Origin of the sequence: Stenotrophomonas sp. 24(2023), from assembly GCF_030913365.1 — a bacterium.
In the GTDB taxonomy this organism is placed as follows: domain Bacteria; phylum Pseudomonadota; class Gammaproteobacteria; order Xanthomonadales; family Xanthomonadaceae; genus Stenotrophomonas.
Window position 1 is genome coordinate 287,003 of the sequence record NZ_CP133160.1, and the last position, 13,106, is coordinate 300,108.

Here is a 13,106-nt window from a genome sequence, read left to right on the forward strand (position 1 = left end):
CCAGAGCCCGCCTGTCACGCCACGCACCACTGCCGCGTCCTTGCCCACATGAACGCTGAAACCCTGTTCCAGACCCACCGCCCGCGCCTGCTGGCCCTGGCCTACCGCCTGCTCGGCAGCCGCGCCGACGCCGAGGATGTCGTGCAGGATGCCTGGCTGCGCTGGTCGGGCGTCGATGCGGCGGCCATCCAGGACCCGGAAGCCTGGCTGGTCACCGCCACCACCCGGTTGGGCCTGGACCGCCTGCGCGCGGCCAAGCGCGAGCGCCAGCACTACGTGGGGCCGTGGCTGCCTGAACCGCTGGCGATCAGCCTGGAGCCGGACCCTGCCCCCGGCCCGGCGCAGGCCCATGCGCTGGCCGATGAGGTCTCGGTCGCCTTCCTGACCCTGCTCGAACAGCTCGGGCCGGAGGAACGGGCGGCGTTCCTGCTGAAGGAAGCCTTCGACCACGATTACCGGCAGATCGCCGGCCTCATCGGCCACAGCGAAGCCAACTGCCGGCAACTGGTCCATCGGGCAAAGCAGCGGCTGCAGGCCGGGCGGCCGCGCTTCAACGCCGATGCCGGCCAGCACCGGCAACTGCTGGCGCGCTTCATGGACGCCACCCAGCGCGGCGACAGCGAGGCGATCCAAGCCCTGCTGCACGCCAATGCACGACTGGTGTCCGATGGCGGCGGCGTGGTCACCGCCGCGGTTCGGCCGCTGCTGGGCGCCGAGCGCATCGGCCGGCTGTTCTGGGCCATTGCCCGCCGTGGCGCCGCGCACGATGCCCGCCTGGGCTACGTCAACGGCGAACCGGCGATCCTGCGCTTCGACCACGGCCACCTGCATTCGGTGACCACCGTGGAGATCATCGACGGGCGCATCGCCACGGTGTTCAGCGTGCTCAACCCGCACAAGCTGCGTACCCCTGTCACGGACCCGGGCACTGGCGCGTCCTTGCAGTGAAAGACGGCCATGGTGGCCGTCACGGAGCTGCACGATGTCCTTCCATTCCTCCCCCCGCGTCCCCTACACCCGCCTGACCGCCGATGCCTACAAGGGCCTGATCGCCACCTCCGGCCATGTCCACGCCAGCTCGCTGCCGCAGGAGCTGGTGGAACTGGTGTTCCTGCGCGTGTCGCAGCTCAACGGCTGCGCCTACTGCGTGGACATGCATGCCAGCGGCCTGCGCAAGGGCGGCATCGAGCCGCGCAAGCTCGACACCATTGCGGTGTGGTGGGAAAGCCGCTTCTACGACGCCCGTGAGCGCGCGGCCCTGGGCTGGGCCGAAGCGCTGACCCGGTTGACCGACGGCGCGCCCTCGCAGGCCGCGTATGAAGCCCTGGCGCCGCACTTCGATGAGAAGGGCATCGCCGACCTGAGCATGGCCGTGGCGGTGATCAACGCCTGGAACCGCCTGGGTGCCGGGCTGGTGCCGCCGATGCCGTAAGCCGGCACGGGGCCGGGCCGGTTGCGGCGCAGCTGCCACCGGCCCGCAGCGCGATCGCCCCGGTGCGTTCACGAGCACCGGGCGCACAATGGCCCCATGCCTGCCACCCCTGCGAACAAGCCCAGCCTGCGCCAGCGCTTCGGCGCCATGCGCAACCTGCCACCGTTCCTGCGCCAGGTGTGGCAGACCAGCCCCGCGCTGACCTCGGCCAGCCTCGGCCTGCGCCTGATCCGCGCGCTGCTGCCGGTGGCGATGCTGTACGTGGGCAAGCTGATCATCGACGCCGCCTTGCACCTGAGCCAGCACAGCGGGGGCTTTCCGCCGTTCGGCCAGGCCCTGTCCAGTGGTCTGTTGAACCCGCTGCTGGGCCTGCTGGCACTGGAGTTCGCGCTGGCCATCGGCTCGGACCTGCTGGGCCGGCTGGTCAACTACGCCGATACGCTGCTGTCGGAACTGTTCGCCAACGCCACCAGCGTGCGGCTGATGGAGCACGCGGCGGAGCTGGACCTGGAAGACTTCGAGGACCCGGACCTGCAGGACAAGCTGGACCGTGCGCGGCGGCAGACCATGGGCCGCATGAACCTGATGAGCCAGCTGTTCGGCCAGGTGCAGGACGGCATCACGGTGGCCAGCCTGGCGGTCGGCCTGGTGGTCTACGCGCCGTGGCTGATCGTGCTGCTGGCGCTGGCGCTGGTACCGGCCTTCATCGGCGAATCGCACTTCAACGCCGCCGGCTACAGCCTCAATTTCATGTGGACACCCGAGCGGCGCCAGCTGGATTACCTGCGCCAGGTCGGTGCCAGCGTGGAAACCGCCAAGGAGGTGAAGATCTTCAACCTCCACGGCTTCCTGATCGAACGCTACCGGCGGCTGGCCCAGCAGTTCTTCCAGGCCAACCGCACGCTGGCACGTCGGCGCGCATTCTGGGGCACGCTGCTGGCGGCACTGGGCACGCTGGGCTACTACACCGCGTATGCCTACATCGCCTGGCGCACCGTGCGCGGGGATTTCTCCATCGGCGATCTGACCTTCCTGGCCGGCAGCTTCCTGCGCCTGCGCCAGCTGCTGGAAGGGCTGCTGGTGGGCTTTTCGCAGGTGGCCAGCCAGGCGCTGTACCTGGATGACCTGTACTCGTTCTTCCAGATCCAGCCGGAAATCCGCTCGCGACCGGGGGCGGTACCGGTGCCGCGTCCGATCCGCAGTGGCTTCGTGTTCGAGAACGTAGGCTTCCGCTACCCGGATGCGGAACAGTGGGCGGTGCGCCACCTCGACTTCAGCCTGCAGGCCGGCGAAGTGCTGGCCCTGGTCGGCGAGAACGGCGCCGGCAAGACCACGCTGGTGAAGCTGCTGGCCCGGCTGTACGACCCGGACGAGGGCCGCATCCTGCTCGACGGGCGTGACCTGCGCGATTACGACCTGGACGACCTGCGCGCCAACCTGGGGGTGATCTTCCAGGATTTCGTGCGCTACAACCTGACCGCCGGCGAGAACATCGGCGTGGGCCAGGTGCAGGCGATGGACGACCCGGCCCGCATCCGCGACGCCGCCCGTCGCGGCATGGCCGATGAAGTGATCGCCGCCCTGCCCGGCGGCTACGACCAGCTGATCGGCCGCCGCTTCGCCCAGGGCGTGGACCTGTCCGGTGGCCAGTGGCAGAAGATCGCCATCGCCCGCGCCTGGATGCGCGACGGGCAGGTGATGATCCTGGACGAACCGACCGCCGCGCTCGACGCCCGCGCCGAATTCGAGGTGTTCCAGCGCTTCCGCGAGTTGGCTGAACAGCGCACCGCCATCCTGATCTCGCACCGGTTCTCCTCCGTCCGCATGGCCGACCGCATCCTGGTACTGGCCGATGGCCGCATCGAGGCCAGTGGCACCCACGAAACGCTGATGGCCCAGGGCGGGCGCTATGCCGAGCTGTTCGAACTGCAGGCCGCCGGCTACCGCTGAGGCTGGCTGAGAACGCCTCTCGTTCCGCCCAATGAGAACTTCTCTCATTTGGGGTAGAATGGCGGGGACGAAACCCTAGCCTGACTACCCCCATGTCCTCCGCTTTCGGCGCCGAAACGGTGCTTGAGGTCCGCCATTGGACCGATGCCTACTTCAGCTTCACCCTCACCCGCGACAGCGGTTTCCGTTTCGAGAACGGCCAGTTCGTGATGATCGGCCTGGAAACCGAGGCGCGGCCGCTGCTGCGCGCGTATTCCATCGCCAGCGCCAACTGGGAAGAGCACCTGGAGTTCTTCAGCATCAAGGTGCAGGACGGCCCGCTGACCTCGCGCCTGCAGCACATCAAGCCGGGTGACAAGGTGCTGGTCGGCAAGAAGCCGACCGGCACGCTGCTGATCAGCGACCTGCACCCGGGCAAGAACCTGTACCTGCTGGGTACCGGCACCGGCATGGCGCCGTGGCTGTCGGTCATCAAGGACCCGGAAACCTACGAGCGCTTCGAGAAGGTGATCCTCTGCCACGGCGTGCGCTACGAAAAGGACCTGGCCTACCGTGATTACTTCGAGAAGGAACTGCGTGCGCATGAGTTCCTCGGCGAAATGATCGGCGACAAGCTGCTGTACTACCCGGCCGTCACCCGCGAGCCGTTCGCCAACCAGGGCCGCCTGACCTCGCTGATGGAAAGCGGCGAGATGCAGCGCACCCTGGGCCTGCCGGAACTGAACCCGGAAAACGACCGCGCGATGATCTGCGGCAGCCCGCAGATGCTGGCCGACCTGCGTACCGTGCTGGATGCACGTGGCTTCCAGGTCTCCCCGCGCATCGGCCAGCCCGGTCACTACGTGTTCGAGCGCGCCTTCGTCGAGAAGTAAGCCGCGTCCGGTACGCCGTGCACGCAAGGGACGGGGGCGGCAACGCCTTCGTCCCTTTTCATTGGCTTGAACCCGGCCCGCATTCACGGCATTGTCTGCCGACGCGGCCGCCCGGCCCGCACAGGGGACACTCGATGATCAGGAAGATCCTGCCCACGGCACTGCTGTGGGCCTGCGCGATGGCGTCCGCCGGTGCACAGGCCGCCGCACCGGCACCGGTGCCGCCCCAGCGCGGCGAGGTGCCCCCGCAGGCACTGGGCAAGGACCGCGACGGCCAGGCGGTGGATCTGGCCCAGCAGCGCGGCAAGGTCGTGATCGTGACGTTCTGGGCTTCCTGGTGCGGCCCCTGCCGCAAGGAACTGCCGATCCTGGCCTACCTGCAGAAGGTGGTCGGCGATGATGCGCTGCACGTGTACGCGGTCAACTGGGGCGAACCCCGCAACGACGTCAACCGGCTGGTGCGCCACCCCGACTGGCCCAAGCTGGATTACCTGCACGATCCGCGCGGGGTGCTGGCCAGGCAGTACGGCATCGTCGCCGTGCCGCACATGTTCATCATCGGACGCGACGGCACCATCGTCCGCACCCATCGCGGCTACAGCGAGGCGAGCCTGCCCGGCATCCTCGAGGAAATCGTCGAGGCACTGCCCGAAGACGTACGCAACCGCCCGCCGCGCCACACCGCAGCCCCCTGATCACCGCGATGGCGCGGCATTGGCTTACAGCAGCGCGTCGATCGCACCACGCAGCTGTTCCGGCTTCGTGGTCGGGGCATGGCGCCCCACCACCCGGCCCTGGCGGTCCACCAGGAACTTGCTGAAGTTCCACTTGATGCGGGCACTGCCCAGCAGGCCGCGCTTCTCCTGCGCCAGCCACGCCCACAGCGGGTGCGCACCGGGGCCGTTGACCTCGATCTTCTCCGACAGCGGGAAGCTGACCGGGTAATCCAGCGAGCAGAACTGGCGGATCTGCTCGGCATCGCCCGGTTCCTGGCCACCAAACTGGTTGCACGGGAAGCCGATCACCTGCAGGCCACGCCCGCGGTAGTCCTGCCACAGCTGTTCCAGCCCGGTGTACTGCGGGGTGAAGCCGCACCGGCTGGCGACGTTGACCAGCAGCAATGGCTGGCCACGGAACTGTTCCAGTGCCTGCGGCTGGCCGGCAAGGTCGCGGAAGCTGAAATCGTAGGCGGTGGACATGGCGGCGATCCCGGTGGAAGGCCCTCATCATAAGGCCCGCGGCCCCGCGCCGGGACCGCGGGCATGCCTTTCGACACAAGCCCTTCCGGCAGGTGGCGGGTTACCCTCGGGCACTTGTCTTACCGGAGATTGACCTTGACTACCCGCCTCGCCCTCGCCGTGGCCATGACCCTTGGCCTCGCCCTGCCCGCCTATGCGGCCAGCACCGCCACCCCGACCGCGACCGCCGCCCAGCAGGCCAACCCGTTCTTCGCCGACAGTCCGCTGCCGCTGCATTTCCCGCAGTTCGACAAGATCAAGGACAGCGACTTCGCCCCGGCCTTCGACGCCGGCATGGCGCAGCAGCTGAAGGAAGTGGAGGCCATCGCCAGCAACAAGGCCAAGCCGACCTTCGACAACACCATCATCGCCCTGGAAAAGAGCGGTGACATCCTCGACCGCGCGACCACCGTGTTCTTCAGCCTGGTCGGCGCCGACACCAACGATGCACGCAAGAAGCTGCAGGCCGACTATTCGGCCAGGTTCGCCGCGCACAGCGATGCGATCGCGCTGAACGGCAAGCTGTTCGCCCGCATCAAGGCGCTGTACGACACCCGCACCCAGCTGGGGCTGGATGCCGAAGGCGTGCGCCTGGTCGAGAAGTACCACGACAACTACGTGCGCGCCGGTGCCAAGCTGTCCGACGCGGACAAGGCCAAGCTGAAGGCGATGAACGCCGAGCTGGCCAACCTGGGCACCACGTTCAGCCAGAACGTACAGTCGGAAGTGAACGCTTCGGCGATCACCGTGGATGACGTCAAGGAACTGGCCGGGCTGTCCAAGGAGCAGATCGCTGCAGCCGCCGAAGCCGCCAAGGCCCGTGGCCTGGACGGCAAGTACGTGATCACCCTGCTCAACACCACCGGCCAGCCGCCGCTGACCAACCTGGCCAACCGCGCCCTGCGCCAGAAGATCTACGAAGCCTCGGTCAGCCGTGGCAGCCGCGGCGGTGAGTTCGACAACACCGCGCTGGTCTCGCGCATCATGCAGCTGCGCGCCGACAAGGCCGCGCTGATGGGCTTTGCCAACTTCGCCGCGTACAACCTGACCAACCAGACCGCCAAGAACCCCGAAGCGGTCAACGCGATGCTGGGCAAGCTGGCCCCGGCCGCCGTGGCCAACGCCAAGCGTGAAGCCGCCGACCTGCAGGCGATGATCGACCGCGAACAGAAGGCGGCCGGCAAGAAGAGCTTCCAGCTCGAGCCGTGGGACTGGGCCTTCTACAGCGAGAAGGTGCGCCAGGACAAGTACAACTTCGACGAATCCCAGCTCAAGCCGTACTTCGAACTGAAGAACGTGCTGGAAAACGGCGTGTTCCATGCCGCCAACCTGGAATTCGGCCTGACCTTCAAGCAGCGCACCGACCTGCCGGTGTACCACGATGACGTCACCGTCTACGACGTGTTCGATGCCGATGGCAGCCAGCTGGCGATCTTCATCTTCGACCCGTATGCACGCGCCTCCAAGCGTGGCGGTGCGTGGATGAACGCCTACGTGTCGCAGTCCAAGCTGACCGGCTTCAAGCCGGTGGTGGCCAACCACCTGAACATCCCCAAGCCGCCGGCCGGCCAGCCGACCCTGCTGACCTGGGATGAGGTGACCACCACCTTCCACGAGTTCGGCCATGCTCTGCACGGCATGTTCTCCAACGTGAAGTACCCCTACTTCTCCGGCACCGCCGTGCCGCGTGACTTCGTCGAGTTCCCCTCGCAGGTCAACGAGATGTGGGCCGACAACCCGGAAATCCTGAAGAACTACGCCAAGCACTACCAGAACGGCAGCGCCATGCCGCAGGCGCTGCTGGACAAGGTGCTGGCTGCCTCGAAGTTCAACCAGGGCTTTGCCACCACCGAATACCTGGGCGCCGCCATGCTGGACCAGCGCTGGCACCAGATCGGCCCGGACCAGGTACCGGCCGCCAAGGACGTGATGGCCTTCGAGCGTGCCGCGCTTGAAAAGGACGGCATCTACTACGCGCCGGTGCCGCCGCGCTACAAGACGCCGTACTTCAGCCACATCATGGGCGGCTACTCGGCCGGCTACTACGCCTACATCTGGTCGGAAGTGCTTGATGCCAACACCCAGAAGTGGTTCCGTGACAACGGCGGCCTGAGCCGCAAGAACGGCGACCACTTCCGTGCCACCCTGCTGTCCAAGGGCGGCAGCGTCGATGCGATGGAACTGTTCCAGAACTTCGCCGGCCATGCGCCGGAAATCGGCCCGCTGCTGGAAAAGCGTGGCCTGACCAACGCCGGCAACTGATCGCCCGCGCGGTGATGTGATACGAAAACCGCCCGGGAAACCGGGCGGTTTTTTGTTGCGTCATCCACGCACGAGGTGATGTTCCGGATGGTGGGTTGCTGCGCCATCCACGCATGGCGTGGATCTACCGGGTCGTCCGCGCATGGGGTGGATTGATCGGGCGGTTGGTTGTCGCGCCATCCACGCATGGCATGGATCGATGGGGATGTGCGCGCCCCCCGGGTAGATCCACGCCATGCGTGGATGCGCTTGCCGGTCAGCGCGGTGCGACGTATCCGCCAGGCACGCCGCCCGGCGACAGCACCAGCTGCCACAGCTGCGCATGCCGGCAGCGGAAGGTCGCCATCGAACCGGCCAGATAGAACCGCCACATGCGCCGGAACGTTTCGTCATAGCGCTGCGCATCCAGCCGGTCCCACGCCGCCTCGATGTTGCGCCGCCATGCCTGCAGGGTCAGGTCGTAGTCGGTACCGAAGTTGTGCCAGTCCTCCAGCACGAAACGCCTCTCGAACGCGCGGGTGACCTGCACTGCCGATGGCAGCATCGAGTTGGGGAAGATGTAGCGCGCGATCCACGGGTCGGTGCGGCGCCGGGAAACATTGCTGCCGATGGTGTGCAGCAGCAGCAGGCCCTGCGGTGACAGGCAGCGCCGGGCGACTTCGAAGAAACTCGCATAGTTCTTGTCGCCCACATGCTCGAACATGCCGATCGAGAAGATCGCATCGAACGTTTCATCCACCGCGCGGTAATCCTGCAGGCGGATCTCGATGGGCAGGCCCGCGCACAGCCGGCGGGCATGCTCGGCCTGTTCCTGCGAGATGGTCACCCCGACGCCACTGACGCCGTAGCGCTCGGCGGCGAACTTCAACGCCTCGCCCCAGCCGCAGCCGATGTCCAGCACGCGCTGGCCCGGGCATAACCCCAGCTTGCGGCAGACCAGGTCCAGCTTGGCCTCCTGCGCACTGTCCAGGTCGCCGGCATTGCGCCAGTAGCCGCAGCTGTAGACCATGCGTTGGCCGAGCATCGCCTGGTACAGGTCATTGCCCAGGTCGTAATGGCGACGTCCGACTTCATAGCTGCCCTGCCCGGCCTGCAGGTTGAACAGCCGCGCCTTCAGGGCATCGGCCACTTCGCGCCAGCCGTGCACGCGCTCGTCCAGGTGCGCCTGCATCAGGTGCAGCAGGACGTCATCCAGGACGTGGGCATCCCACCAGCCCTCCATGTAGCTTTCGCCCAGCCCCAGCGAGCCCTGCCCCATGACCCGCGGGTAGAACCGCGGATCATGCACCTGGATGTCCTGCGGCCGATGACCGCCAACGGTGATCCCGGCTTCCTGCAACAAGCCGGTGACCCGCGCCTGCAAACCTGCGTCCACACCACCTCCGTCATTCCGGGCCTAGCCCTGCACGAACAGCCCCGTGTAGTCCTTGGCCACGTGCGGCAGCAGCACCGCCGCCGGCACATCGGCGGTCTGCGTACCATCCGAATACGGCCCCACCTGGTAGGGCGGGAACACGAAACGCACGGCGGTGATGCGGCCCTGTGCATCGGTCAAGGGCTGGAACTGGCTGAAATTGTCGGCCCGCGGGCCGGTGCCGTCGGCAATCATGCGGCTGGCGCTGCGCAGTTGTTCCTGCATCTGCGCCGGCTCCATGTCCTCGCTGCTCAGCCGGGTGGCCGCGCGCTCGCGCAGCTGGTCGGCCACATAGGTACTGATCGCTTTCCAGCCCGCACTGTCGGCCACCAGCTTGTCGGCGGTCAGCATCTGCTGTGTTTCCGGCAGCCAGACAAAGCGCGCCACCAGTGGCTCGCCGTGGGCGCCACCGGTGTAGCGGCTGCCATCGGCACTGACCACCACCAGCTGCGGGGTTTCCAGCACCGTTTCAAAGCTCAGCGACAGTTCGTAGGGCATCGTCGGCTTGTCATTGCCCAGCCCGTCCAGCGCCTGCTGCAGTTCACCCCGCGCATCGACGGCATAGGCCTGCAATGCCCTGGCCAGGCCCGGGTAACGGCTGGCATCGGCGGGGTAACTGATGCCCACCACCTCGCGCTCGTTGGTTTCGATGATGTCGCGCAGTTCCACCGGCGCATCGGCCGCTGCCACCGCCGGCGCCGGTGCGGCATCACCGGCAACCGCGCCATCCGTGGCCGGTGCTGCCGTTTCGCGCTGGCAACCGGCCAGCAGGACAAGCGCCAGCGTGCCTGCCAGCGCGGTCATCCGCAGTGGCCGGGTGTTCCTCTTCATCGTTGCAATCCCCTGTTCATGTTCGTACATCATCGCCTTTCCAGGCTGAAGCGTGACCGGCTGGATCAGCCCACCAGCAGGTCGTGATACTCCTCGTGGCGCTGCAGGAACGCCTCGGCATAGGAGCATGCCGGCACCACCTTGTACTTGTGTTCGCGCGCGAAACGCAGCGCGACCCGGGTCAGCTCACCGGCAACGCCACGGCCAGCGATCGGCTCGGGCACTTCCGTATGGGTGATGACCATCCGCCGTCGCTTGATCTGGTAGTCCAGCACCGCCACGTGGCCGCGCACGCGCGCGGTGAAGCGATGGCTGGCCTGGTCGTGCTCGACCTCGTAGGCCAGTCCGGGAGGGGTGACCGACGCCATGGGACTGTCTCCTGCGGCAACTGCGTGGATGGTGCGCAGCGGGGCGCCATGATCGCGTGAAGCCTGAACAGGGGCAATGTGTGCCCCTTCACGTCACTTCCTGCCCCTCAAGGCAGCAGCCCGGCGGCCGATAGACCGGTCAGGGGCCCTGTACCTGCTGGCACGGCCCTTGCGTACTTTTCCCAGGCTCCACCGCACCACGAGGACATGATGACCCCGACCGATTCCACCCCGCGTTCCGATGCCGATGCGGCACTGCTGGAAGGACTGCTGCAGTTGGCCGTGGAAGGCCAGACCGATGACGATGCCTTCCGCACCATCGGCGAGGAAGTATTCACCCGCCTGCTTGATACCTATGGCGCGGATGCACAGAAGGCGGCCTGAGCCGCCTTCTTTCATTGCCGGTGACGGGCGGACCCGATGGGCCGCCCCGCCCGCTCAGCCCCCTAGCCCGAAACGCGGGCTGGAAAGCTCGCCCAGGAAGTGGCTGAAGATGCTCGGCTGCATGGCCAGCATGAACAGGACGCCGAAGGCCGCCCCGGCCAGGTGCGCGCTGTGGTTGATGCGGTCGCCGCCGCGGCGGTCCATCCAGATGCTGTAGCCCACGTAGAACACCGCATAGACGATCGCCGGTGCCGGGATGAAGAACACCAGGATGATCGTCCACGGGCTGAGCAGGATGAAGGCGAACAGCACCGCCGATACCGCGCCCGATGCACCCAGGCTCAGGTAGTTGGGGTTCTTCTGGTTCTTCAGGTAGCTGGGCAGGATCGACACCAGCAGCGCCCCCAGGTAGAACGCCGGGTAGGTCAGCCAACTGCCGGTCAGCTGCACCATCACCCGTTCGATCTGGCCGCCGAAGAAGAACAGCGTGATCATGTTGAAGATCAGGTGCGACCAGTCGGCATGGATGAAGCCGTAGGTCAGCAGGCGATCATACTGGCGATGGCGATCCACCGCCGGCGGCCACAGGATCAGGCGGTCGGCCAGCTTGCGGTTGTTGAAGGCCATCCACGAGACAATGGCGGTGATGGCGATCAACAGCAGGTTGACAGGGGTCATGTCGGGCTCAGGCGCTGCGGTAATTGTCGACCATACGATAGCGTCGCGCGTACCAACCGAAGGCAAACGCCGCCACGAAGGCAAAGCCGGCGAAGAAGAACATCAGGAACGCGGCCTCGCTCAGGCCCGTGCTGGCGATCTTGTGGGTCACCGCATCGTTGCGCACCGCCGCGTTGGACAGCAGCACCCACAGGTTGCCGATGGTGGTGGTCAGGTTCCAGAAGCTCATCACCACGCCCTTCATGGCCTGCGGGGCCTGGCTGTAGGCGAACTCCAGGCCGGTGGCCGACACCAGCACTTCACCGAAGGTCAGCAGCGCGTACGGCAGGATCTGCCAGAAGATCGACATCGCATTGCCACCGTCCATCACCACCTGGATGCCACCGATGACGATCCAGGCCAGGCCGCTGAACGCAATGCCGGCGGTCATCCGGCGCAGTGCGGTCGGCTCGATGCCGAAGCGGCGCAGCGCCGGGTACAGCACCAGGTTGTTGAACGGGATCAGGATCATCACCAGCAGCGGGTTCAGTGCCTGCATCTGCGAGGCGGTGAACCATTCCGGCATCTGCATCTGCTGGCCCTGCAGCACCCAGGTGGAGGCCTTCTGGTCGAACAGCGAGAAGAACGGCGTGGTCAGGGCGAAGATGACCAGCACGCGCAGCACGGCACGCACGCCCTCCACGGCCTCGGCCGGATGCTGGCTGCGGGCACGGTCGAGCTGCAGCCAGGTACCGCCACCGACGCCGGCCAGGATGGCTACCAGCGCCAGGCACAGGCAGATCACGATACCCAGCGACCCGACCAGGCCGAAGGACGCCGCCGCCAGCACCAGGCCGGCAACGGCGATGGCCAGGCCCGGGCGGCCGTGGCCGGCGACACGCGCGGTCAGCGCGGTGCGCACCACGTTGGCGAACGAATGCGGGTCCTTCGGCGGCAGCGGCACCAGCACGTACCGCTTGCGGCCCAGCCAGAACACGAAGGTGGCCACGAACATCAGGATGCCCGGGATGCCGAACGCCCACTGCGGGCCCCAGTTCTTCAGCACCAGCGGGATCAGCAGCGAGGCGAACAGCGAGCCGAAATTGATGATCCAGTAGAAGGCATCGAAGACGATCTTGGCCAGATGCTTGTTGCTCTGGTCGAACTGGTCGCCCATGAACGAGGCCACCAGCGGCTTGATGCCGCCGGCACCCAGCGCGATCAGGCCCAGGCCGAGGAAGAAGCCCTGGCGGCTGTCCTCGAACAGCGCCAGGCACAGGTGGCCGGCGCAGTAGACCAGGCTGAACCAGAGGATGGTGTGGTACTTGCCGAAGAACTTGTCGGCCAGCCAGCCACCGAGCAGCGGGAAGAAGTACACGCCGATCATGAAGCTGTGCATGATGTCCTTGGCCTCACCGGCCCGCCCTTCGGCGGTGAGCTCCTGCAGCAGCAGGGAGGTGATCAGGAACTGCACCAGGATGTTGCGCATCCCGTAGAAACTGAACCGTTCGCAGGCCTCGTTGCCGATGATGTACGGTATCTGGCGCGGCATGGTTCCTTTGCCGGCGGCGGGTGCGGCTGCGTCGTAGCTCATCCTGGAAGGGGTTCCTGCGGAAACAAAGGGCCCAAGGGTACCGGAAGCACCCTGCGCAGCGCACGCTGCAGGGCTGCGTGACTTTGCGCGTCAGGCATGGCAGG

At 66.7% G+C, this 13,106-nt stretch carries 13 protein-coding genes; 7 read left to right on the top strand and 6 right to left on the bottom strand.

Annotated elements, in window-relative coordinates; translation table 11 throughout:
- Nucleotides 1-48 precede the first annotated feature (48 nt).
- From Q9R17_RS01295 to Q9R17_RS01315, 5 genes are all read left to right on the top strand, one after another.
- Nucleotides 49-948: an RNA polymerase sigma-70 factor gene (locus tag Q9R17_RS01295; RefSeq protein WP_308156669.1), complete on the top strand. Its 900-nt coding sequence runs from the start codon at nucleotides 49-51 to the stop codon at nucleotides 946-948.
- 34 nt (nucleotides 949-982) lie between these two features.
- A complete protein-coding gene (locus Q9R17_RS01300) occupies nucleotides 983-1,432 on the top strand; it encodes a carboxymuconolactone decarboxylase family protein (RefSeq protein ID WP_308156670.1) in 450 nt (149 codons plus the stop codon).
- A gap of 96 nt (nucleotides 1,433-1,528) precedes the next feature.
- Complete coding sequence (locus Q9R17_RS01305; protein ID WP_308156671.1) at nucleotides 1,529-3,382, top strand: ABC transporter ATP-binding protein; 1,854 nt, start codon at nucleotides 1,529-1,531, stop codon at nucleotides 3,380-3,382.
- Between the two features lie 92 nt (nucleotides 3,383-3,474).
- Nucleotides 3,475-4,254 (top strand): ferredoxin--NADP reductase, encoded by a 780-nt coding sequence (locus Q9R17_RS01310; RefSeq protein WP_308156672.1) that lies wholly within the window; start codon nucleotides 3,475-3,477, stop codon nucleotides 4,252-4,254.
- Between the two features lie 134 nt (nucleotides 4,255-4,388).
- The gene (locus Q9R17_RS01315; RefSeq protein ID WP_308156673.1) at nucleotides 4,389-4,949 is read left to right on the top strand and encodes a TlpA disulfide reductase family protein; all 561 of its coding nucleotides are present in this window, start codon (nucleotides 4,389-4,391) and stop codon (nucleotides 4,947-4,949) included.
- 24 nt (nucleotides 4,950-4,973) lie between these two features.
- Here the strand turns inward: Q9R17_RS01315 and Q9R17_RS01320 are convergent, their stop codons facing one another.
- Nucleotides 4,974-5,453 carry a glutathione peroxidase gene (locus Q9R17_RS01320; protein ID WP_308156674.1) on the bottom strand — a complete coding sequence of 160 codons (480 nt, stop codon included), beginning with the start codon at nucleotides 5,451-5,453 and terminating at the stop codon, nucleotides 4,974-4,976.
- Nucleotides 5,454-5,588: 135 nt separating this feature from the next.
- On the opposite strand from Q9R17_RS01320, the gene Q9R17_RS01325 reads away from it, so the two are divergent.
- A complete protein-coding gene (locus tag Q9R17_RS01325; protein ID WP_308156675.1) occupies nucleotides 5,589-7,754 on the top strand; it encodes a M3 family metallopeptidase in 2,166 nt (721 codons plus the stop codon).
- Between the two features lie 256 nt (nucleotides 7,755-8,010).
- On the opposite strand, the gene cfa is transcribed toward Q9R17_RS01325, so the two are convergent.
- The 3 genes from cfa to Q9R17_RS01340 form a co-directional block, all read right to left on the bottom strand.
- Nucleotides 8,011-9,129, bottom strand: a complete 1,119-nt coding sequence (gene cfa / locus Q9R17_RS01330) for a cyclopropane fatty acyl phospholipid synthase (RefSeq protein WP_308156676.1) — start codon at nucleotides 9,127-9,129, stop codon at nucleotides 8,011-8,013.
- Between the two features lie 21 nt (nucleotides 9,130-9,150).
- Nucleotides 9,151-9,999, bottom strand: a complete 849-nt coding sequence (locus tag Q9R17_RS01335) for a DUF3298 and DUF4163 domain-containing protein (protein ID WP_308156677.1) — start codon at nucleotides 9,997-9,999, stop codon at nucleotides 9,151-9,153.
- A 65-nt stretch (nucleotides 10,000-10,064) separates the two neighbouring features.
- Complete coding sequence (locus Q9R17_RS01340) at nucleotides 10,065-10,367, bottom strand: GNAT family N-acetyltransferase (RefSeq protein ID WP_308156678.1); 303 nt, start codon at nucleotides 10,365-10,367, stop codon at nucleotides 10,065-10,067.
- Nucleotides 10,368-10,577: 210 nt separating this feature from the next.
- On the opposite strand from Q9R17_RS01340, the gene Q9R17_RS01345 reads away from it, so the two are divergent.
- The gene (locus tag Q9R17_RS01345) at nucleotides 10,578-10,751 is read left to right on the top strand and encodes a hypothetical protein (RefSeq protein WP_308156679.1); all 174 of its coding nucleotides are present in this window, start codon (nucleotides 10,578-10,580) and stop codon (nucleotides 10,749-10,751) included.
- A 54-nt stretch (nucleotides 10,752-10,805) separates the two neighbouring features.
- Here Q9R17_RS01345 and Q9R17_RS01350 read toward each other — a convergent pair whose 3' ends face one another.
- Nucleotides 10,806-11,429 (bottom strand): rhomboid family intramembrane serine protease, encoded by a 624-nt coding sequence (locus Q9R17_RS01350; RefSeq protein WP_308156680.1) that lies wholly within the window; start codon nucleotides 11,427-11,429, stop codon nucleotides 10,806-10,808.
- Between the two features lie 7 nt (nucleotides 11,430-11,436).
- Entirely contained in the window at nucleotides 11,437-13,002 is a 1,566-nt protein-coding gene (locus Q9R17_RS01355; protein ID WP_308156681.1) for an oligopeptide:H+ symporter, read from the bottom strand.
- Between the last annotated feature and the right edge of the window lie 104 nt (nucleotides 13,003-13,106).

Excerpts from the sequence above, each read along its gene's own strand:
- Q9R17_RS01355 (WP_308156681.1), bottom strand. The coding sequence starts at position 13,002 with ATGAGCTACGACGCAGCCGCACCCGCCGCCGGCAAAGGAACCATGCCG.
- Q9R17_RS01315 (WP_308156673.1), top strand. The coding sequence starts at position 4,389 with ATGATCAGGAAGATCCTGCCCACGGCACTGCTGTGGGCCTGCGCGATG.
- Q9R17_RS01305 (WP_308156671.1), top strand. The coding sequence starts at position 1,529 with ATGCCTGCCACCCCTGCGAACAAGCCCAGCCTGCGCCAGCGCTTCGGC.
- Q9R17_RS01340 (WP_308156678.1), bottom strand. The coding sequence starts at position 10,367 with ATGGCGTCGGTCACCCCTCCCGGACTGGCCTACGAGGTCGAGCACGAC.
- Q9R17_RS01335 (WP_308156677.1), bottom strand. The coding sequence starts at position 9,999 with ATGAAGAGGAACACCCGGCCACTGCGGATGACCGCGCTGGCAGGCACG.
- Q9R17_RS01350 (WP_308156680.1), bottom strand. The coding sequence starts at position 11,429 with ATGACCCCTGTCAACCTGCTGTTGATCGCCATCACCGCCATTGTCTCG.
- Q9R17_RS01295 (WP_308156669.1), top strand. The coding sequence starts at position 49 with ATGAACGCTGAAACCCTGTTCCAGACCCACCGCCCGCGCCTGCTGGCC.
- Q9R17_RS01300 (WP_308156670.1), top strand. The coding sequence starts at position 983 with ATGTCCTTCCATTCCTCCCCCCGCGTCCCCTACACCCGCCTGACCGCC.
- Q9R17_RS01345 (WP_308156679.1), top strand. The coding sequence starts at position 10,578 with ATGACCCCGACCGATTCCACCCCGCGTTCCGATGCCGATGCGGCACTG.
- Q9R17_RS01320 (WP_308156674.1), bottom strand. The coding sequence starts at position 5,453 with ATGTCCACCGCCTACGATTTCAGCTTCCGCGACCTTGCCGGCCAGCCG.
- Q9R17_RS01310 (WP_308156672.1), top strand. The coding sequence starts at position 3,475 with ATGTCCTCCGCTTTCGGCGCCGAAACGGTGCTTGAGGTCCGCCATTGG.